Here is a 19,370-nt window from a genome sequence, read left to right as displayed (position 1 = left end):
CACTTCCACCCTGGGGGAGTAGTGTTTTTGTCCTAAGTTGCTGAAATTTTGGAGGCGCGGGTCGGGATCGAACCGACGCATAAAGGTTTTGCAGACCTCTCCCTTACCACTTGGGTACCGCGCCTCGGGTGGGCTATGTGATTCTGCCCTGCTGGATTGTAGGAGAAGTGTACCGCAGGCAGGATTCTATTTGGAGCGGGAGACCGGGGTCGAACCGGCGACATCTTCCTTGGCAAGGAAGCACTCTACCACTGAGCTACTCCCGCTCTACAGGTTCAAGTATAGCGGCCAAGTTCAGTATGGTCAACGCGGTGTGGCGTGTTGTCATAACTGCGATTCTCTTCTCTGAGTGACATCCGTGGCGAAAACCTGCATCTCATTTGTTGACTGGCACGGAGTTAGCGAAGGTGCTGGATCGGAATGAGATCAAATGGGGCAGTCATTATTACAAAACGCCGGGCAACTGCAGCATTGGCAAGCGCTGCTTGACTCCGCCGGAGAGGGCATATGGGGGCTTGATCTGGAAGGGAACTGTACGTTCGTTAATCGGATGGCAGTGAGTTGTTTCGGCTATGCCAGCGAGGAGTTGCTGGGCAACAATATGCACGAACTCGTGCACCATCACTATCCGGATGGGCGTCATTTTCCGGGTTCCGAATGCCCCATTTATGACGTGGTGCGGAAAAGTAAAGTTTTGAGGCAGCTAACGGATACGATGTTCCGGAAGGACGGAAGCAGTTTCGTTGCAGAGCTTTCTGCGCAGCCAGTGATTGTAGAAGGATGCGTTGTTGGAGTTGTGGTGACCTTTCGCGAGGTGACCGAGCTGCGACAACAGCAGGAGAAACTCCAGAAAGCCTATGAATTAGCGGAGCAGAAGACGGCCGAGCTGGATGCCGTGATCGAGAGCATGCCGCAGGGGGTCTATATCGCAACGGCTGATGCAAAACTTCGCTGCAATCACGTGGCGAAGATGATGAGCGGTGGGAAGTTTCCGGAGGGGTTGAAGACGCTCGAGACGGCGCTTGCCGGACAATGGTCGACCGAGACGGTTCGGACGTCGGATCGCTGGATTCGCAGTGTTGCTGCGCCAATTTTTCTGAATGGAAAGATACTTGGTGGCGTAGCCGTAAACACGGATGTGACGCAGGCGCGGCTGCAGGACGAGGCGTTGAGGAAGTCGGAGAAGCTGGCAGCGGTGGGACAACTGGCTTCCTCGATAGCCCATGAGATCAACAATCCATTGGAGTCAATCACGAACCTGCTGTATCTGATTCGACAGTCGGAGTCGATGGAAGACATGCAGCGCTACGCGGCGCTGGCTCAGGGGGAGTTGTCCAGAGTCACGGAAATTACCTTGCAGACGCTACGGTTCAACCGGTACCAGAGCAAGCCAACCGAGGTGAACATGGCTGAGCTGTTGCGTACGGTAATGGCTCTCTATACGGGACGGACTTTGGTTCGGAACATTGAGATCGATTTGAAGCTTGCGGAGACCCCACATGTGAAGGTGCTGGAGGGAGAGATTCGCCAGGTCATCAATAACCTGGTGAGGAATGCTCTGGATGCCATGAGTAGCGGAGGGCGGTTGAGGATACGGTTGCATCCGCAGAGGGATTGGCATAGCTCTGTTGAAGGGGTACGCCTGACGGTGGCCGATACGGGCGAAGGAATCAAGCCGGAGATGCAGGAACATCTTTTTGAAGCATTTCAGACGACCAAGGAGCTTACGGGAACAGGACTTGGGTTGTGGGTGAGCAAGGGAATTGTGGAGAAGCACGGCGGCCGAATCCGGGCCAGGACTCGGATTGGTAACGGGCATGGAACCGTGTTTACTGTCTGGCTACCTGTATGCGGTGATATTAGCCCGGCGGCTCAGGTAAGTTAATTGCGATTCTGGGGCCGACAGTGATGTTGGACCGGCGACGGGTGATGTGGGGAGTGACAAGCAGGATGAGGTCGCTCGAGTCAGTTTCTGTCATACGAGTTCCGGTGGCCGTTTGAAAACCTGGCAGCTCACTCAGTACGGGATATCCGCTCAGGCTGGCGGACTCGCTCTTGGTGAGGCTGCTGACCATGAGCGCAGTCTCTCCGTCGTCGACGGTGACATCGGACGCGAACTGCTCGCTATTTAGGACCGGTATGTTGTTTAAAGATGCGCCATTCAACGCCTCAATTTTGAGGTCGAGGTGCATCTTGACCGCGCCTGACTTCTGTACTGTCGGCGTAGCTTTCAGAGTCAGGCCGAGATCTTCATACTGAATCTGCGGGATCGTCGCTGTGCTGCCGACTGCGGAGTTGAGCAGGCTGGCGACCGAGACCCCGTTGATGGTCGTATTGGGGGGGACGGAGGAGGAGCTGACTCCTGAGGAGTAGGTTGCGGTGGTGATGGGGTAGCGTTCACCGATTCGGAAGGTGGCGGTCTGGCGATCGCCGACTCGAATCTGAATGTCGTTGAGGGCGCGGGTATCGCTGGAAGAGAGCGAGAGGTTGAAAGCGGCGAATTGGTTGACGGTAACGCCGGTCGCGGTAAGGCCGCCCCCAAAAAATCCGACGGTATTGGAGAGAAGAGTGCTTTGGACAAGGCCGGAGGCGATGAGCGCAAGAGCGATGGTGATATTGCTTGAGCCCGCGGGGACGAGGCCCTGAGCGATGGCCTGGTTGACGAGATCTTGATTGGAGCTGACGATATTTTGCGCGGCGGAGTTGACGTTGTAGATACCTGCCTGCTGCGGAAGCTGCGCGCCGATGTTGCGCTGTTTTGTGGTGTCGACGGAGTAGAGCTGAAGGTCGATCAGGACCTCGCTGCCGCCGTCGATGAGATCGGCAAGGGTGAGATTGATGTAGGTCAGGGTCTCCTGGGGAGCGCGGATAACGAGGGTGCCGGAGCTCTTTCCGACGGTGACTTCTTTGATATCGAAGATATTTTTGATGAGGGTACCGAAGCTATCCATCTCCTCGTTGGTCATGCCGGGGATGTAGATCGTCTCTTGCAACTGACGCTCGAGACGCTGGCGGTTCTCTGGGGTATCTTTGGCGATGAAAACGCTCTTGGCATCCATCGGCACCGCGAAGAGGTGAGTGACGTTGAGGAGAACGGGGACGGCCTGCTGATAAGACGATTCGTCAAGATTAAAGCGCAAATCGTCTTTCTGGACGGACTCATCGAATGTCGGACGGATGCCGTAGCTGGAGAGTACCTGGCGGATGACATCCTGCTCATCAGAATGCAGGTGGAAGCTCTTCTGGCCGGGATTGGGCTGAAGGGTGACAGGGCCAGTAATGGCTGGATCTTCCCGAATCCACGGCTCGATCTCCGGGTGGAATGCCTTGGGCAGCTCTCCGTTATCGACTCGAGGGCCCACGATGCCATTGTCAGGGTCGAGGAGGCGTGCTTCGGCTAGGAGGGTCTCGGCCTTTTCATGTTGCCCGAGGAGGCGCGCTTTACCGGCTTGCTGGATGAGTTCGGTGACGTGCCGCTCGTGGGTGAGGCTTAGTGCCAGGGCGTAGTCGCGGTTGGAAGAGTTGAGGGCGACGGCTCTGCGAAACTTCAGCTCGGCGCCTGTGAGATCGTTGTGATCCAGGAGACGTGCGCCGGACAGATAGGCGTCTTCGGCGGCCCGGGGATTCTGTTTTGGGGAAGCCTCGGAGGTGGCGCTGGCGTTTGGCCCTGGACTTGTCTGGGCGACAGCGGCAATGGAGACAGCGCCGATGACGAGCGCGACCGTGAATTTTGCAATGGTGAAGGCGCGGGGTTGAAAGACGAGTTTCATCGACTGCTGATTAGACGGAACCAGGAAGCTAACGGGCGCTGGCAATATTCTGAATGTGGGGGCGCTCGCTTCTGGGGGGGCGGCGCATTCCGTTGCGGATCTGCGCGGTGTCCATGTCAAGCTCAGCGAGAGTGCGGCTGAGGGTATTGCGGTGCATGCCGAGCTCGTCGGCTGCCTTGCATTGGTTGCCTTTGTGGTGCGCCAGTACTTCGAGGATGTAGCGCTTCTTGAATTGGCGAACGGCCTCCGAGTAAGGGATGCCGGCGCTGTGCATCTGCATGATCAAGCCGTCCATTTCGCGCTTCAAGGTTATTCCTCGCTGGCGGCTCCTTTGTGGAGCCACTCTCTCATTGTGCCTCTACCGCAGCGGTTTGATCCAATAGGGCGCGTTGTGCTTGAGCTGCTCGGCGCCGTCCAGAATCCTATGCTGAAGGTCGTAAGGTACAACGAAGGATACCGCATGTGCCCCCGCAAGGAAATAGGAAGATAGCTGAGAATTTTCAATCCATGTGGAATGAGGGATGAAGGCGGCGATGGCCATGAGGATGGCTACTCCGAGGAGGCAACCACGGCCGAAGCCGAAGATGGCGCCAAGGATTCGGTCGAAGAAGCCTAGCCCGATAGCGTGAGCGGTGCGGTTGAGGGCTTTGCCGAGTAGCGCGCTGAGCACCATGACTCCGATGACGAGAAGGAGAAAGGAGACGATCTCCGCTACTGCGGGTGTGGCGATGAAATGCTCAAGGTATATGGCGAGGCGGCCATAGTTCCAACTGGCGATCAAGATTCCGGCGATCAGGCCGCCCAGAGAGAAGAGCTCCAAGATGATGCCGCGCATGAAGGCAACGATGGTGGAGTAAGCCAAAATCGCGATCAGGAGGCAGTCGAAGAGGTTCATTCAGCCTAAAGGTTTGTACGGCCAGTGAGCGAGCGATAGGCCTCGAGGTATTTCTCGCTGGTCCGGATTACTACCTCATGCGGTAACGCTGGCGCAGGCGCCTGCTTGTTCCAGTGGATTGATTCAAGATAGTCGCGGACAAATTGTTTGTCGAAAGAAGGTTGCGGGCCGCCAGGGTTGTAGGAATCTGCAGGCCAATAGCGCGATGAGTCCGGAGTCAGTACCTCGTCGGCAAGAACGATCTGATCGTTTCCCGATTCATCGGCGACGAGACCGAATTCGAATTTCGTGTCGGCGAGGATCAATCCTTTGCTGGCTGCATGCTCTGATGCTTTTTCGTAAATTTTGAGTGTGAGGGTGCGTAGAGCATCGGCGTAGCCTTCGCCGATGGTCTTCTCGACTGTTTCGTAGGAGATATTTTCATCGTGTCCGCCGGTATTGATCTTTGCGGCGGGAGTGAAGATGGGCTCAGGCAGGCGGTCTGACTCGCGCAGGCCGGCAGGGAGTTTGATTCCGCAGACCGAACCGGTTTGCTGGTAGTCCTTCCACCCGGATCCGGAGAGGCAGCCACGAACGACGCACTCGACGGGAAACATCCTGGCTCGCTTGACGAGCATGCTGCGGCCTTCGAGTTGGTCGAGGAACGGTTCGAGTTCTGCAGGGAAGTGTGCTGTGTCGGCGGTGATCAGGTGGTTTGGGACGATCGGTTTAAGGAGATCAAACCAGAACAGCGACAGCCGAGTGAGGATCTTTCCTTTGAAAGGAATGCCACTGCCAAGGACATGATCGAACGCAGAGATGCGGTCGCTAGCGACGAAGAGGAGTTGGTCGGCGGAGAGGGCGTAGATGTCGCGGACCTTACCGCGTGCGGTGAGAGGGAGCGATCCAAGATGGGTCTCTAAGACGATTGCTGGCATTTGGTTCGACGGTACCACCTTTTGAGATTTGCGATCAGGCCCGAATCGCCAGTAACAGCCTAGGACAACGGGAAAAGCTTGTCGACAGTTCGTGCGGACTCTGATGACCAACCCGGACAGCGGCCAAGGACTGTTTTGGTTGAAGGAAAGGGGATGGCAATGGCTGCGCTTGAGTTGCACTCGCCGTCGTTGAACGGAATGACTCGGACTTTGTGCCGGAGAAATGGGGCGACGGGTGGCCGATAAGAGACGATAAGATCGGCTCCCGTTCTGCCGCCGCCCGTGTTACCCCAGGGTTTGACTTCATAAAAAAGATTGTCGCCGACGGGCACTGTCTTGTAAGACGAAGGATCGAAGAGCTCGGTAAGCGGAAGAAGGATACTCGATGCAAAGACGGGGACTAGCAGGATTGCAGCGCTGAGAGAGGTAAGCCATTTTGGAGAAAGCCGCGAGAAGAAAAGGACCAGGAACTCATAGGCGGCTACAGCTAACCAGAAAATGAAGACATTCACCCGATCGGAGATGGTTCCCCACTTGGTTGCTGCGAAGAACGCCTGCAGCAGAACCAGTGAAACGGATACCGCAACGAGGACGAATCTGAGCCGACGGGAGCCGCCGTTCCAGAAGATTCGCGACAGAAACATTGCCACTGTAAGCAGAGCAAGGACTGCAGTTGTGAGCGCTATGTGCATGCCATTTTAGATTATCTGCTTTTGCGGACGGGCGGAGAGAGCTTATGGACTACTGTCACTGTGCCGGAACGGATTTGGTTCGACAGGGCAGAAGATTTCACGATGCTCAAAAAAAAATGCTGGAGCGAGTGGTGAACCGCTCCAGCTGCGCAAAGGGTTGGATGACTTCGGTGCTAGGCCACGGCGCGGCGGTTGTCAGTGGAGTCGCGGCGGTTGAGGTTGACGCTGACAATCTTCGAGACCCCAGGCTCCTGCATGGTGACGCCGTAGATGACATCGGCCTGGGACATGGTGCGTTTGCTGTGGGTGATGACGACGAACTGAGTAGTCGCGCTCATGTCGTGGATGAGTTTTGCGAAGCGGCCTACGTTGGTTTCGTCGAGCGGTGCATCGACTTCGTCCAGGATGCAGAAGGGGGCGGGCTGGAACTGGAAGATTCCAACGAGAAGAGAGAGGGCGGTGAGCGCTTTCTCTCCTCCGGAGAGCAGGAGGATATTTTGAAGCTTTTTTCCCGGGGGGGAGGCCACGATGTCGATCCCGCTCTCATTGGAGTTTTCGGCATCGGTGAGCTTCATGAAGGCCTGACCGCCACCGAAGAGCTTGGTGAAGGTGACGGAGAAGTTGTCGTTGATGACCTTGAAGGCCTCGTCGAACTTGAGGCGGGAGACGTCGTCAATTTCCTTGATGGAGGCTTGTGTGTTCTCGATGGAGTCGAGTAGGTCTTTGCGCTGGGTTTCGAGGAAGCTGTGGCGGGTGACTGTTTCGTTGTACTCATCGAGGGCCATCATGTTGACCGGACCCATGGCTTCAAGTTTTTGCTTGAGCGCACGTGATTCCTCCTCCTGGGTGTGGAGGTCGTCGCCTTCGATGCGGGTGATTGTCTGATCTTCGCGTAGCGTGACGGCTTCAGCGCCGAGATCGTTGAGGCAGGTGGCATCGATGTGCTCGATGTCTGAGGCGAGCTTCGCGGCGCGGGCAGTGAGGGCTGCACGCTGCTCGCGAAGGGCTTCGGTCTCATGACGAAGGGTACGGAGCCGAGCGTCAAGGTCGGCCATAGAAGCGCGCAGAGCGTGGGCCTCTTCCGTGAGGCGCGCACCTTGAGCTACGGCGTTGGCGCGAACCTCTGAGAGCTCGGCGTGCTGGACGGTGAGAGCGGCGGTCTCCTCTTCGCGGCGGAGTTTTTCTGTGCCGGCGGATGAGATTTGCTGATCGAGTTGCTGGATACGCTGGTTTTGACCGTTGTAGAGGCGCGTTGTCTGCTCGAAGTTTGCGGCAGCGTTGCGGCGACGCTCTTCTAACCCGGCGAGTGCGGCGGAGGCTGCTGCTGCGCCCTGTTGAAGCTCCTCGCGTCGAGCGCGGAGCTCTTCGAGTTGCTCTTGAAGGGCGACCAGACTGGCTTCCAAGGTGCTGCGCTCGTTTTCGAAGGCGGCTGCCTCTTGCTGGCGACGCGCGATCAGGTCCGCTTTTTGATTTCGGGCTTCTCGGTTGCGTTCGTTGGTGAGAGCCCAGTCCTGCAGGCGACGCTCGATGCGAGCGACCTCCGACTCCATTTGCCGGAGAGCTGCTCCAGAGTTTGCGGACTCGCGCTCAGCGTCGCGGCGTTCGTGGGTTTTGCCTTCAATCGTTGCGTTGAGAGCTGCTATCTGGTGCTGCAATTCGACGGTGCTTCGGTCGGTCTGGGCCAGATCATGTTCGGCCTTTTCCAGCTTCTGCTGCACCTCTGCGAGCTCGCGTTTGAGTGCCAGGGGGCCCTGCGTGCGAGGACGTCCGCTGGTGACTGTGACGTTATGGAAGGTCTCGCCGGTGGGAGACAGGAAGAATGCCTGTGGGTTCGAGAGGGCAAGCGAGCGGGCGGTGTAGGAGTCCGGGGCTACGAAACCCTCGCGGAGCTTGGGCAGAATGACCTCGAGGGATTTGCCGAAGCCGTCGAGAACGCGGACGCACTCTTTGAGAGGGACGACTCCTTCGATCCCCTCGATGTTGGTCTGGGCTACGCTTTGCATGCCTTCGGCAAAGGCGAAGTTGGCCTGGGAGTCGTTGGGATGGACGAGGAAGGTGGCGCGGCCTGTGACGTCGGTCTGCAGGAGATGCATGCCTGCGTTCGCGGCGTCCCAGGATTTGACCACGACGTAGTTGAGCTCGTCGCGGAGGAATTCGTCGACAACGTTTTCGTACTTGCCGTCTACTTCGAGGAAGTCGGCAAGGGTGCCGACGGCTGCCATGCCATCGGCGTTCTGCTTGTAGGCGTCGGTCTTGAAGAGGTTACGAACGGTGTCGGTCGAATAGCTATGTTCGCGGATCAGGGCTTCAAGAGAGGTGCGGCGACCGGTCAAGGTTGCGACTTCGCCTCGGAGCTGGTCACCTCGGCGTTTGGACTGAGACTCCTCGTTGCGATTTGCCTCTACCTGAAGGCGGAGTTCGGCTATCTCAGCTTCAAGACGCTTGAGCCGTTCGGTGACGGACTCGAAGGACATTTTGACCTGGCCGCGCTGGAGTCCGAGAGTCTCGAGTTCCTGTTTGGCAATCTCGGACTCGGAGAGGAGACGCTCGGCTTCGCGGTCGAGACCAGCGAGAGCTGCTGCTGCCTGTGCCTCTTCGTTGCGAGTCTGCGCGATGCGTTGAACGAGCTGCATGGTGGAGCGGCGATTTTGTTCAGCCTGCTGCTCGGCTGCCGCGACGCTGCGGACCGCCTCCTGCGCCTGTGCCTGATGGCTCTGGGCGGCCTCTCGTGATTCGGCCGACTCGGCCGTGGCGCTGTTGAGGAAGCTGCGATGCTCTTCGAGCTCGGCGGAGAGGCTGGCGAGCTGTTCGCGGGCCTGAGCGAGATCGTCGGCGCCGGTTGCGAGGCGGTTAGTGAGTTCGGCGATGCGGTCGGCGTTTGCAGCGGAGCGGGCCGTGATGCGTTCTAGTTCGACAGCGGACTGATTGGCCTGCGCTCCGGCCTCGCGGATCTGCTGGTCGAGGCTGTAGCCGGAGTTGACGCCTTCAGTGTGCTCGGCGTCCATCGCTTCGACGGTCGTGGATTGAGCGTCGATCTGGGTGGCGAGGGCGGTGATCTTCTCGGTGGTGGCGGCTTGCTCGATGTCCAGCTGCGACATACGGCTGGCTAGAACAACACGGAGCCGGGTCCGGAGATCGTCACGAAGGGCACCGTAACGCTCAGCCTTGGCTGCCTGGCGCTTGAGGGTGGTCATCTGACGGGTGACCTCGTCGAAGATGTCGTTCACGCGGGCGAGGTTCTGGCGGGCGGATTCGAGACGCAATTCGGCGAGGCGTTTTTTTGTCTTGAAGCGGGTGATGCCTGCGGCCTCTTCGATGATGGACCGGCGATCGTGCGGCTTGGCGGAGAGGAGCTGGCCGATGCGCTCCTGGCCGATGATGGCGTAGGACTCGCCGCCGAGGCCCGTGCCCATGAAGATGTCCTGAATGTCGCGTAGGCGACAGATCTTGCCGTTGAGGAGGTATTCGCTGTCGCCTGAGCGGAAGAGGCGGCGGGTTATGGTGAGTTCGCCGGCGCGGACGGGAGCGCGGCCAAATTTGCGGCGACGAATCTTGAGGACAACATTGTTAGGGTTGGCGAGTTCTGCCGCATCTGCTTCGGCTGGACTTTGAACGATTTGGGGGCCTTTGGCCTCGCCCTCGACGACGGTGCCGGGTTGGGCTTCGGCGACAGCTTCCTCGGTCTCCTCCGCGCGCTGCTGGCGGAGGGTCGTCTCATCCCAGTCGGTGGGGAAGCTTTCGTCAATGACGATTTCAGGGTCGTCCTGGAGGTTGGCGCTGTCGTACACCTCGGGGTCGACGAGGGTCAGAGACACCTCGGCCATGCCGGTGGGCTTGCGGTCTCGGGTGCCGGCAAAGATGACGTCCTCCATCTTGATACCGCGGAGGCTTTTGGCGGACTGTTCGCCCAGAACCCAGGTGATGGCGTCGGAGATGTTTGATTTGCCGCATCCGTTGGGGCCGACAATGGCGGCGATGCCTTCGCCGGAGAGCTGAACTTCGGTGCGATCACAGAAGGATTTGAAGCCGAGGATCTGGACTTTTTTGAGCTTGAGCAAGTGCACCTCTGCGGGGCGGACCGATATGAGTGTTCGGGAACTCGCCGCTGTCGAATAGGACTGGTTCAACTTTAGCTGCGGTTGGGTACGGAATCAACGGGTACAACACCACCTGTTGTGGATAAGACGGCCAAAACACCATAAATGGGCAGGTTGAGCAGGAGACTTACAACAATGGGGGTAACGAGCCCTCGAATTTCTCCAATTGTAGTGTTGACGGGATGGTAATCGCGAGATTTGCGCGAGATCTTAACGCGGCGTAGATGCAGGCAATAGTTGCAGCGCGTAGGTTCGCGGGTGTAACAAAGCCGACGCTTCAAACAAGAAGATTTATGGCACTCGACGCGCACAAGAAGGCAGCGGAACATCACGAGCACGCGGCAAAGGCTCACTACGCAGCAGCTGAGGACCATGCGAAGGGCGATCATGCGACCGCTCAGGAGCATGCCGGAAAGGCGCATGAGCACTCGACCGAGGCGCATGCTCATTCGACCGCAGCTCATCAGAAGTCAGTCGCACATCAGTAGCTCGTCCTGGTAAAGCAGACACTCTGGCTGACGCGAGTTGATCAGGGTGTCTCTGTTTCCGTTGATGGATAGTTTGTGTGAGGTCCCACGTTGCGGTTGTTCGTGTATAACACTTTTATTGCTCCTAAAGGTTGAAGTCGGCTTGCGTTTCGAACAACGTCGTTTCTATAATCCGCATCATCATCTCGAGATGCCACGAACACGTCAACCGCTTGGCCGAAGGGTTAGGCGCAGCGAGGGTAACGCCGAAGCACAAGAGATCGGTCTGTGCTTCGTTTTATATCCGAGTGACCCCGGAAGCATCGGTGACACATTTGAAAGAAAGTTTTAACGAGGAGTGTGGAATGAAGAAGGTAGTCGTTGCGTCTCTCCTGGCGGTCGCCAGCATGGCAAGTGTCTCTGGACTTCTTGTGGCACAAACCCAGGTCAATCTTGGTTCCAACGCGCAAGCCACGAGCGGCGGCGTCCAGATGTCTCCCGCCGAATACAAAGCTTATAACGATGCAATCAGCCAGACGACTCCGCAGACGAAAGCTCCTGCGCTTGAGCAATATCTGACTGCGTATCCCCAGTCTTCGGTGAAGGCGTCGGTACTAGAGCAGTTGATGCTGGCCTACGCCGGATTCGATCCAGCAAAGACCCTCGATGCGGCGGACCGGCTGTTGCAGGTCGATCCAAATAACCTACGGGCGCTGACCTTCGAGGTTTACTTCAGGAAGCAGCAGGCAGAGCAGACAACTGATGCGACCGCTAAGCAGGCGGCGTTGGATAAGGCTGCTGAGTACGCGCAGAAGGGACTAGCGGTCACCAAGCCGGCGGATATGGCCGATGCAGACTTCGCTAAGGTGAAGGACGCTGCTACCCCGGTATTCGATAGCGCCCTCGGGGAGGCTGCCTTGAACAAGAAGGATACAGGGACCGCGATCAAGGACTATACGGCAGAATTGACCAGTGTTCCGGTTGCGCAGACGCAAACTCCCGGTCCGTTGCTACAGGACACTTTTATTCTGGGCCAGGCTTACTATCAATCAACTCCGCCGGACTATGTGAACTGCACCTGGTACGCCACTCGAGCTGCAGCTTTTGCTCCTGAGCCTTACAAGAGCCAGATGCTGCCATTGGCGAAGTTCTGCTACAAGAAGTATCACGGCGGCGACGACGGCTACGATGCAGTCACTGCTGCGGTACAGACGAATCTTGTTCCACCTGCCGACTTCAAGATCAAACCTGCTCCATCACCGGCAGACATCGTTGCCCAGGTTATCTCGAGCACTCCTGACCTCTCCACTCTGGCGATCAGCGACAAGGAGTTCATCCTTGCTAATGGTAAGCCAGAAGACGCTGCGAAGGTCTGGGACACGATGAAAGGCAAGTCGGTCCAATTTCCGGATTCGACCGTGATTGCTGTCTCCGATACCGCGCTTCAAGTGGCAGTTTCCGATGATGCGGTGCAGTCGAAGACGGCAGACTTTACCTTCCAGTTGGCTGCGCCTTTGAAGACGCCGCCCGCTGTTGGAGCGAAGGTCACCGTGAGTGGTACGTACGCTTCGTTCACGCCTAACCCCATTCAGATCACGATGAGCGATGGAGCCATCGTGGAGCCGAAGAAGACTCCAACGAAAGCGCCTGTGCATCATCCTGCTACCCATCACTAGACTGCTGTAGATTCACAAAAAAAGGCAGCCCACGTGGGCTGCCTTTTTTTGTGTTTGACGAAGATTCAGATTGTCCGGTTCGCGATTCGCGATGCGCTGGGGACCTCTCACCGAAGATACTTCTGTAGTCTTCTCCGCTGTAGCGCCGGGCGGGTTATCGCTTTTCGATGGGTGTGTAAGTCGCAGGGTAGGAGGGCCCGGTATAGTCGGCGCGCGGACGTATGAGCCGGTTGTCGTCGTGTTGCTCGATGACGTGGGCTGCCCATCCGGAGATGCGGCTGATGGCGAAGATAGGGGTGAAGAGATCGATGTCGATACCGAGGGTGGTATAGGTTGAGGCGGAGTAGAAGTCGACGTTGGCGTTGAGTTTCTTTTCCTGTTTCACAAAGAGCTCGATCTTACGGGACAAGTCAAACCATTTCGTGTTTCCTGCGGCCTTGCCCAGTTCTTCGGACATGCGGCGGAGGTGAGTGGCCCGTGGATCTTCGGTGTGGTAGACGCGGTGGCCGAAGCCGGAGATCTTTTTCTTGTCTGCGAACATCTGTTTGACGTACTCGACGGGGTCGGCACCGGCTTTGTCGATGGCATAGAGCAGGCGCATGGTGGCCTCATTGGCTCCCCCGTGAAGGGGACCTTTAAGAGCGCCGATGGCACCGGTGATGGCGGAGTGGATGTCGGCCAGCGTGGCGGCGATGACGCGCGCAGCGAAGGTGCTGGCGTTCAGCTCGTGGTCGGCATGGAGGATGAGCGCAATGTCGAAGGCGCGTGTAGCGGTCTCGGAAGGCTTTTCGCCGTTGAGCATCCAGAGGAAGTTGGCGGCGTGGGAGAGAGACTTGTCGGCGTCGACCATGGATTTGCCCTTGCGGATGCGGTCAAAGACGGCGACGATCATCGGGATCTGGGCGGTGAGGCGATAGGATTTGCGGACGTTTGCGTCGTGGCTGCAGTCGGCCTCGTCGGCGTCGTAGATGCTGAGGAGAGAGACCGCGGTGCGGAGGACCTGCATGGGCGTGGCGTCGGTTGGGACGCTGCGGAGGAGGTCGATGATCTTTGGATTGAGTTCGCGGGCGGCGGAAAGATGCTTGGTGAAGTCAGCAAGCTCGGCGGCAGTGGGGAGCTTGCCGAACCAGAGGAGGTAGGTGCACTCCTCGAAGGTGGATAGCTGTGCGAGTTCATGGATATCGATGCCGCGATAGGAGAGAACGCCGGCGTCGCCGTCGATCCAGCAGATGGAGGACGTGGTGGCGACGATGCCTTCCAGGCCCTTTGGTGCGACAGCGGTAGACATAAGGTGCTTCTCCAGTGGCGAATTCAATGCAGTACCAAACTAAGTACATCTGGTTATAGCGCAGCGGAGAAACGGTTGTCACGGACGATTGGCCGAATATCGGTGCTGTTGTGCGACTACGGTGATGTGAGCTCTGACGAGAAGCGGGTTGGAGAGAAGGAAGACAGCTCGATGGCTGATGCTTCTCCGACGATAAGTTGCGCCATAACTTTAGCTGTGGCAGGCGCCAGAAGGATTCCATTTCGATAGTGGCCGGTGGCAATGAAATGATTCGGCTGAGCCGGGAGAGCACCGAGGACGGGAAGGCCGTCAGGAGTTGCGGGACGAAGGCCGGACCAGGCTTCAAGTTGGCGAGCGCCGGCGAGGATGGGAAGGAGAGTGGTTGCGAGAGAGCGGAGGTGGTCGATGTCGGCTGGGTGGATGATCTTGTCAAAGCCGATGTCTTCGACGGTTGCGCCGATGATGGCGCGGCCGGCGGAGGGTCCGGTGGTGCGAGGGACGATATAGATGTCCGGTGTGCGGACGACGAAGTGCATCGGGAGAATAGGAGGAAGGACAACTGACAACATCTGTCCTTTCTTGGGTGTGATCGAGATTGTGAGCTGGTGCGAGGAGACAGCTGCCCATGCCCCTGCGCAGTTGATGAACTTTGCCGCTTGCATCGAACCGCTGGAGGTTGAGATCTCGACTGCGTCGCCGATGGAGCGAGTCGAGAGGACGGGAGTGTTGGGTTGGAGGTCGATAGTGGTGGCACGGACGGCGGCAAGAAGCGCTGAAGCGAGTTGACGGGGATCGATGCTGTGCTCGTCGAGGAGGATAAATTGGTGTTCTCCCGGTACGAGTGCGGGAAGGAGATGGGAGAGATCTTTGACGGTGAGTTCGGAACCAGTACCAGCGATGTGGGAAGGAACGGACTGCAGGGTGGTGTGGGTCTGGAAGGGGACGCGGATTTCGGAGAGAGCGTGGATGCGGTCGAGGAAGTGGGGGTAGAGCGACAGGCTGAGGCTCGCCAGAGGAAGAAGTTGGGGTGGGTTGTCGGGATCGTGGGCCGCCAGCATGCCGGCGGCCGCAGAGGAAGATTCGGCAAGTGCCTCGCCTTTGTCTAAGACGGTGACTCGGTAGCCGCGGTGATGGAGTTCAAGGGCGAGGGAGAGGCCGATGATGCCGGCTCCAGCGATGCAAAGGTCAGGGTGCTGCATGGAATTAGTTTAGTTGGCTTAAGGGAGAGGTTATAGTTTGGATGTGTCTGTTTTACGCGGCTGATCGGTTTGTGACGTTCGGGCTCGCGATGGGTCAAATGAAGAGAAGCATTAGGAGAGAGTGATGAGCGAAGAGTACGTGGAACAGAGGTCGATCTCGGGAGCACTGCTTGGAGTGGTGGCGGCCGCGTTGCTGGCTGCGCTGGGTGGTCTGGTGTGGTGTTACGGTCTGCAGAATCATCTTGCCGCCGCGGAACAGAAGATCGTGGCAGCTGATCAGAAGAATGCCGAACTGTCGGAGAAGCTGGAAGCAACTAACGCAAGGCTGCGAGCGACCAGCGAGACTCTGGGGCAGAGCGTTGGCGTGGCCCAGAAGCAAATTGAGTTGCGAACACAAAGCATCATTGCCCAGCAAAAGATTGCGACTGCGAAGCTTGAGGAGGAGGCGGCGAAGAACTCCAAGCAGATTGGTGCGGTGTCGACCGATGTTGCCAGCGTGAAGACGGATGTAGGTGGCGTGAAGACCGACGTTGCCACGACGAAGTCTGACCTCGAGGCTACGAAGACCCAGTTGAATCGGGTGGTCGGGGATGCGGGTGTGATGAGCGGGCTGATCGCGACGAACCATGACGAACTGGAGATACTGAAGCACAAGGGGGACCGGAACTATCTGGAGTTCACGCTGCAGAAGGGTGCCAAGCCAACGCTTTTGTCGACGATCAAGCTGCAGTTGAAGAAGGCGGACGAGAAGCATTCGCGCTACACCCTGGAAGTGAGTTCAGACGATCGAACGATTGAGAAGAAGGATAAGGGGCTGGATGAGCCGGTGCAGTTTTATAACGGGAAGGATCCCGTGTTGTATGAGCTGGTGGTCAATGTGATCGAGAAAAACAAGGTGTCGGGATATCTGTCGACGCCGAAGAATGCGACGACGCGGGCGACAGCGACCCAATAACGACGGGCTATTCCTGACGCAGAAAGGGGGACGCTTATCGCGTCCCCCTTTCTGTTGCCTTGGTTGGATTACTTTTTGGTTGCCTTTTTTGCTGCCTTCTTCGCTGGTGCCTTTTTTGCGGCTTTCTTCGTTGCCATGTGCCTATTCTCCCTAGTGATTAGACATTGACTCTACTGCTAGCTGCATTGCAGCTAACGAAGGTATAGATTTACGAAATTTCACTGTCAAGCAAAAAATGCAAGGAAGGCAATTCTTTTTTGCGCGGAGGAAGGTTAGACGATGGCACTCATGCTCGAGGACGTTCGTTTTGGGGTTCAATGCAGTGATGAGTTATCGCAAAAAAAAGAGTTGAGTTTGAAATCGAGTACGACCTTTGTGTGATCAGTCTCGGGGTTGTCGCCAAGGGGATCAAAAAAATGAGAGCGAAACTGATGGGCGTGAGAAGTGAAACAGAGTAGGTGAGTCATCTCATGAATGTCTGGATAGACCAGACGCTTACGGTAAGAGATCAGAACCTCTTGCATTGGATGGTCGATTCGCTTGCACTGCCAAATGACTGTGGTGGCCGCGTTTGTGGCAGTCGAGGGTGAATGTGACGCGTGTCGGATAAGAGATGTCGTTGTGTTGTTGTTGATTCGAGACTTCGATAAGACCTCGGCTAGTGTGAAGCGGAATGAATGGAGTAGAGTTTTGATCGAGGTATTTCGATCGATGAAGGATGTTGTGATTGTTGCGGCGGTGCGAACCCCAGTGGGTAAGTTTCAAGGGGCGTTTGCGGAGATTTCAGCGGTAGAGCTTGGTGCGATCGCGGTCCGCGAGGCCGTGAAGCGGGCTGGCATCGATGCTTCGAGCGTTGATGAGTGTCTGATGGGTTGCGTTCTGCCTGCGGGGTTGGGACAGAATCCGGCGCGGCAAGCGGCGTTGAGAGGTGGACTGCCTGATACGGTTTCGGCGATGACCATCAATATGGTGTGCGGGTCGGGACTGAAGGCGGTGGCGCTCGCAGCACAGGCGATCATGGCAGGTGATGCGGAGATCGTCGTAGCCGGCGGTATGGAATCGATGTCGAACGCACCTTATCTTCTGCCACAAGGCCGGAGAGGGTTTCGGATGGGTGACTCAGTAGTCGTGGACTCAATGGTGAAGGATGGGTTGTGGTGCGCGTGTGAGGACTATCACATGGGGATTACAGGGGAGAACGTCGCAGAAAAGCATTCGATTACTCGCGAAGAGCAGGATGCTTATGCGTTGGCCTCGCACCGTAAGGCAAATGCCGCGTGGAAGGAAGGAAGGTTCGATGCAGAGGTGGTGCCGGTGAATGTTCCGGGGAAGAAGGGCGCGGGCACAGTGGTGTTGCGGGATGAGAGTGTGCGAGACGATGCGTCGATGGAGGCACTCGCCGCTTTGAAGCCCGCGTTCAAGAAGGATGGGACCGTGACTGCGGGAAATGCTCCAGGAGTGAACGATGCGGCGGCGGCGGTGGTGGTGATGTCGGCCGAGCGGGCGAAGGAACTGGGGTTGAAACCGATGGTGAGGATCAAGGCGCAGGCTACGAGTGGCGTGGCGCCGAAGTGGGTAATGCTCGCTCCGGTGACCGGGGTGCAGCTAGTGTTGGAGCGTGCAGGATGGGAAAAAGACGACGTGGACCTGTATGAACTGAATGAGGCGTTCAGCGTGCAGGCGTTAGGGGTGATGAAAGAACTGGGACTCGATGCTTCAAGGGTGAATGTGAATGGTGGTGCGGTGGCGATTGGGCACCCGATCGGGGCTAGTGGGGCTCGCGTGCTGGTGACGCTCATCCACGAAATGATGCGGCAGGATTCGAACAAGGGCGTTGCGGCGCTTTGTTTGGGTGGGGGGAACTCGGTGGCGTTGGCGGTGGAACGGTAGGCACTAGTGTGCGTTTCGGGCTTGCTAGCGTCCAACACTGTATGAGCGAAAATACGGAACGATTTACCGGAAGAGTTGAGGACTACGAACGATATAGGCTGCGCTATCCAAAAGATGTCATCGAAATTCTGGTGGCGCGGTGCGGGCTACGGCTTGATCACTTGGTGGCCGATGTCGGCGCCGGTACTGGGATGCTGGCAGAGTTGTTCCTTGAGTATGGGAATGCGGTGATCGCCATTGAGCCGAATGACGATATGCGTGAAGGTTGTGAAAAGCTGGCGTCAGCGTGGCCGGGCCTGACGGTGAAGAAGGCTACGGCGGAGGCTACCGGGCTCGAAGACGGTTCGGTGGACTTTGTTTCAGTGGGAAGGGCGTTTCATTGGTTCAATGTCGCCCAGACCGCGAAAGAGTTTCGACGGATTCTGCGGCCGGGGGGATGGGCGGTGATCGCGAGCAACAGTAGAGTTCGAGATGATTCTCCGATGTCGATGGCCTATGAGGGTCTGCTGCGGGAGCATGGGACGGACTACGAGGCAAATCACGAAAGATATGAAAGTATCGGTCGAGTGAACGAGTTCTTTGCCGGCGGTGAGTTATTTCGGCAAGAGATATATGGGGAGCAAAGGTTGACCCTTGAGGATTTATTGGGGCAGACGCAGTCGCTGTCGGTTACCCCGGAGCCCGGGCATGCGAAGTATGAGGGGATGCAGGCGGCGCTCAGGGCGTTTTTCGCGAAGTGGCAGATGGATGGAATTGTAGAGATGAAAACCGTTTGCCGGGTGGGCTGCGGACGGTTTGGCGGTTGAGAGTTGTTCTATTTTCATCTACCGATATTGGGGCTGTTCTTAGTCGACCTGGAGGAGGATTGATGCGCGGGTTTCTATTTGCATTGACGTCTGTAAGTGTATGCGTCCTTTGCGTGCCGATAGTTGCGCAGCAGGATAGGCCAAGGGCATTCGATGCGATCCGAAGCAGTGATTCGTATCGGCAGGCGGTGTTAGGTGTGTATCAGGATTATGAGAGGGGTCTTTCAACACACTGCGCGAAGATTGAAATCAATATGAATACGAGTCAGCCGAAGGTGTATGGATCGATTGAAACCGACGCGAACGGCAATATCTTGAATGCGCATTGGAAGGAGATCACCGAAGGAGTCGCTTGTGGCGAGAGGCGATCGTATGTGGCATCGGTGACGATTCAGAACGGGAAGTCGTCGGTATACGGATTGTTTCCCGGTCAGTCGGCGGCTGCTGCCGCGCTGCAGCACGACGCTGTTCAGTATGCGGGCGCTGGCGCGGGAGCCGAAGGAACATGCCAGGTGGATGTTCTTGAGACATCTTTACCGAATGGGGAGCCGAGTAGTCCGAAGACACCGTGGGACGAGAAGTGGACGGTGCGAGCGTGCGGCAAACGATCGGTAGTGACGATGCACTTTGTTCCCGACGCAACTGGGACGACAATCAATGTAACTCCGAAGGAGACGGTGGCGCTGCCCTGAAGTAAGCTGTGTTCTTTGATTGAGAT

General features: G+C 57.3%; 15 protein-coding genes and 2 tRNA genes. 7 read left to right on the top strand and 10 right to left on the bottom strand.

The features are described 5' to 3' along the window. Window positions 1-49: 49 nt before the first annotated feature. Together RBB76_RS02420 and RBB76_RS02415 are read right to left on the bottom strand one after the other, a co-directional pair. Window positions 50-124, bottom strand: a tRNA-Cys gene (locus RBB76_RS02420). 67 nt (window positions 125-191) lie between these two features. Next, window positions 192-266: transfer RNA gene (locus RBB76_RS02415), tRNA-Gly, on the bottom strand. A 164-nt stretch (window positions 267-430) separates the two neighbouring features. Here RBB76_RS02415 and RBB76_RS02410 point away from each other — a divergent pair. Continuing rightward, window positions 431-1,885, top strand: coding sequence for a PAS domain-containing sensor histidine kinase (locus RBB76_RS02410; RefSeq protein WP_429632995.1), 1,455 nt, complete (start codon window positions 431-433; stop codon window positions 1,883-1,885). Here RBB76_RS02410 and RBB76_RS02405 read toward each other — a convergent pair. The 6 genes from RBB76_RS02405 to smc all read right to left on the bottom strand — a co-directional run bounded on the left by RBB76_RS02405 (window position 1,860) and on the right by smc (window position 10,332). Continuing rightward, window positions 1,860-3,770, bottom strand: coding sequence for a hypothetical protein (locus tag RBB76_RS02405; protein WP_429632997.1), 1,911 nt, complete (start codon window positions 3,768-3,770; stop codon window positions 1,860-1,862). The two genes, RBB76_RS02410 and RBB76_RS02405, sit on opposite strands and share 26 nt — an antisense overlap. A gap of 28 nt (window positions 3,771-3,798) precedes the next feature. After that, entirely contained in the window at window positions 3,799-4,077 is a 279-nt protein-coding gene (locus RBB76_RS02400; RefSeq protein WP_353063105.1) for a helix-turn-helix domain-containing protein, read from the bottom strand. A 51-nt stretch (window positions 4,078-4,128) separates the two neighbouring features. Further along, a complete protein-coding gene (locus tag RBB76_RS02395; protein ID WP_429633001.1) occupies window positions 4,129-4,665 on the bottom strand; it encodes a CvpA family protein in 537 nt (178 codons plus the stop codon). A gap of 5 nt (window positions 4,666-4,670) precedes the next feature. Further along, window positions 4,671-5,582 carry a phosphoribosylaminoimidazolesuccinocarboxamide synthase gene (locus RBB76_RS02390; RefSeq protein WP_429633002.1) on the bottom strand — a complete coding sequence of 304 codons (912 nt, stop codon included), beginning with the start codon at window positions 5,580-5,582 and terminating at the stop codon, window positions 4,671-4,673. A gap of 59 nt (window positions 5,583-5,641) precedes the next feature. After that, window positions 5,642-6,274, bottom strand: a complete 633-nt coding sequence (locus tag RBB76_RS02385; RefSeq protein WP_429633004.1) for a hypothetical protein — start codon at window positions 6,272-6,274, stop codon at window positions 5,642-5,644. Window positions 6,275-6,447: 173 nt separating this feature from the next. Next, window positions 6,448-10,332 (bottom strand): chromosome segregation protein SMC, encoded by a 3,885-nt coding sequence (gene smc, locus RBB76_RS02380; protein WP_429633006.1) that lies wholly within the window; start codon window positions 10,330-10,332, stop codon window positions 6,448-6,450. A 332-nt stretch (window positions 10,333-10,664) separates the two neighbouring features. On the opposite strand from smc, the gene RBB76_RS02375 reads away from it, so the two are divergent. After that, window positions 10,665-10,859, top strand: a complete 195-nt coding sequence (locus RBB76_RS02375; RefSeq protein ID WP_429633008.1) for a hypothetical protein — start codon at window positions 10,665-10,667, stop codon at window positions 10,857-10,859. Window positions 10,860-11,203: 344 nt separating this feature from the next. After that, window positions 11,204-12,514: a hypothetical protein gene (locus tag RBB76_RS02370; protein WP_429633010.1), complete on the top strand. Its 1,311-nt coding sequence runs from the start codon at window positions 11,204-11,206 to the stop codon at window positions 12,512-12,514. 154 nt (window positions 12,515-12,668) lie between these two features. On the opposite strand, the gene RBB76_RS02365 is transcribed toward RBB76_RS02370, so the two are convergent. Both RBB76_RS02365 and RBB76_RS02360 read right to left on the bottom strand, forming a co-directional pair. Beyond that, complete coding sequence (locus RBB76_RS02365; RefSeq protein WP_429633012.1) at window positions 12,669-13,802, bottom strand: citrate synthase; 1,134 nt, start codon at window positions 13,800-13,802, stop codon at window positions 12,669-12,671. 116 nt (window positions 13,803-13,918) lie between these two features. Continuing rightward, window positions 13,919-15,001, bottom strand: coding sequence for an NAD(P)/FAD-dependent oxidoreductase (locus RBB76_RS02360; protein ID WP_429633014.1), 1,083 nt, complete (start codon window positions 14,999-15,001; stop codon window positions 13,919-13,921). A 124-nt stretch (window positions 15,002-15,125) separates the two neighbouring features. Here RBB76_RS02360 and RBB76_RS02355 point away from each other — a divergent pair, with 124 nt between their 5' ends. The 4 genes from RBB76_RS02355 to RBB76_RS02340 all read left to right on the top strand — a co-directional run bounded on the left by RBB76_RS02355 (window position 15,126) and on the right by RBB76_RS02340 (window position 19,344). Further along, window positions 15,126-15,956, top strand: a complete 831-nt coding sequence (locus tag RBB76_RS02355) for a hypothetical protein (protein WP_429633016.1) — start codon at window positions 15,126-15,128, stop codon at window positions 15,954-15,956. A gap of 711 nt (window positions 15,957-16,667) precedes the next feature. After that, the gene (locus RBB76_RS02350) at window positions 16,668-17,846 is read left to right on the top strand and encodes an acetyl-CoA C-acetyltransferase (RefSeq protein WP_429633216.1); all 1,179 of its coding nucleotides are present in this window, start codon (window positions 16,668-16,670) and stop codon (window positions 17,844-17,846) included. 41 nt (window positions 17,847-17,887) lie between these two features. Beyond that, window positions 17,888-18,652, top strand: coding sequence for a class I SAM-dependent methyltransferase (locus RBB76_RS02345; protein ID WP_429633018.1), 765 nt, complete (start codon window positions 17,888-17,890; stop codon window positions 18,650-18,652). Between the two features lie 62 nt (window positions 18,653-18,714). Continuing rightward, complete coding sequence (locus RBB76_RS02340; RefSeq protein WP_429633020.1) at window positions 18,715-19,344, top strand: hypothetical protein; 630 nt, start codon at window positions 18,715-18,717, stop codon at window positions 19,342-19,344. Window positions 19,345-19,370 lie beyond the last annotated feature (26 nt).

This window comes from Tunturiibacter psychrotolerans, from assembly GCF_051013365.1.
Lineage (GTDB): Bacteria > Acidobacteriota > Terriglobia > Terriglobales > Acidobacteriaceae > Edaphobacter > Edaphobacter psychrotolerans_A.
This window is presented reverse-complemented; position numbering and strand designations above follow the sequence as displayed.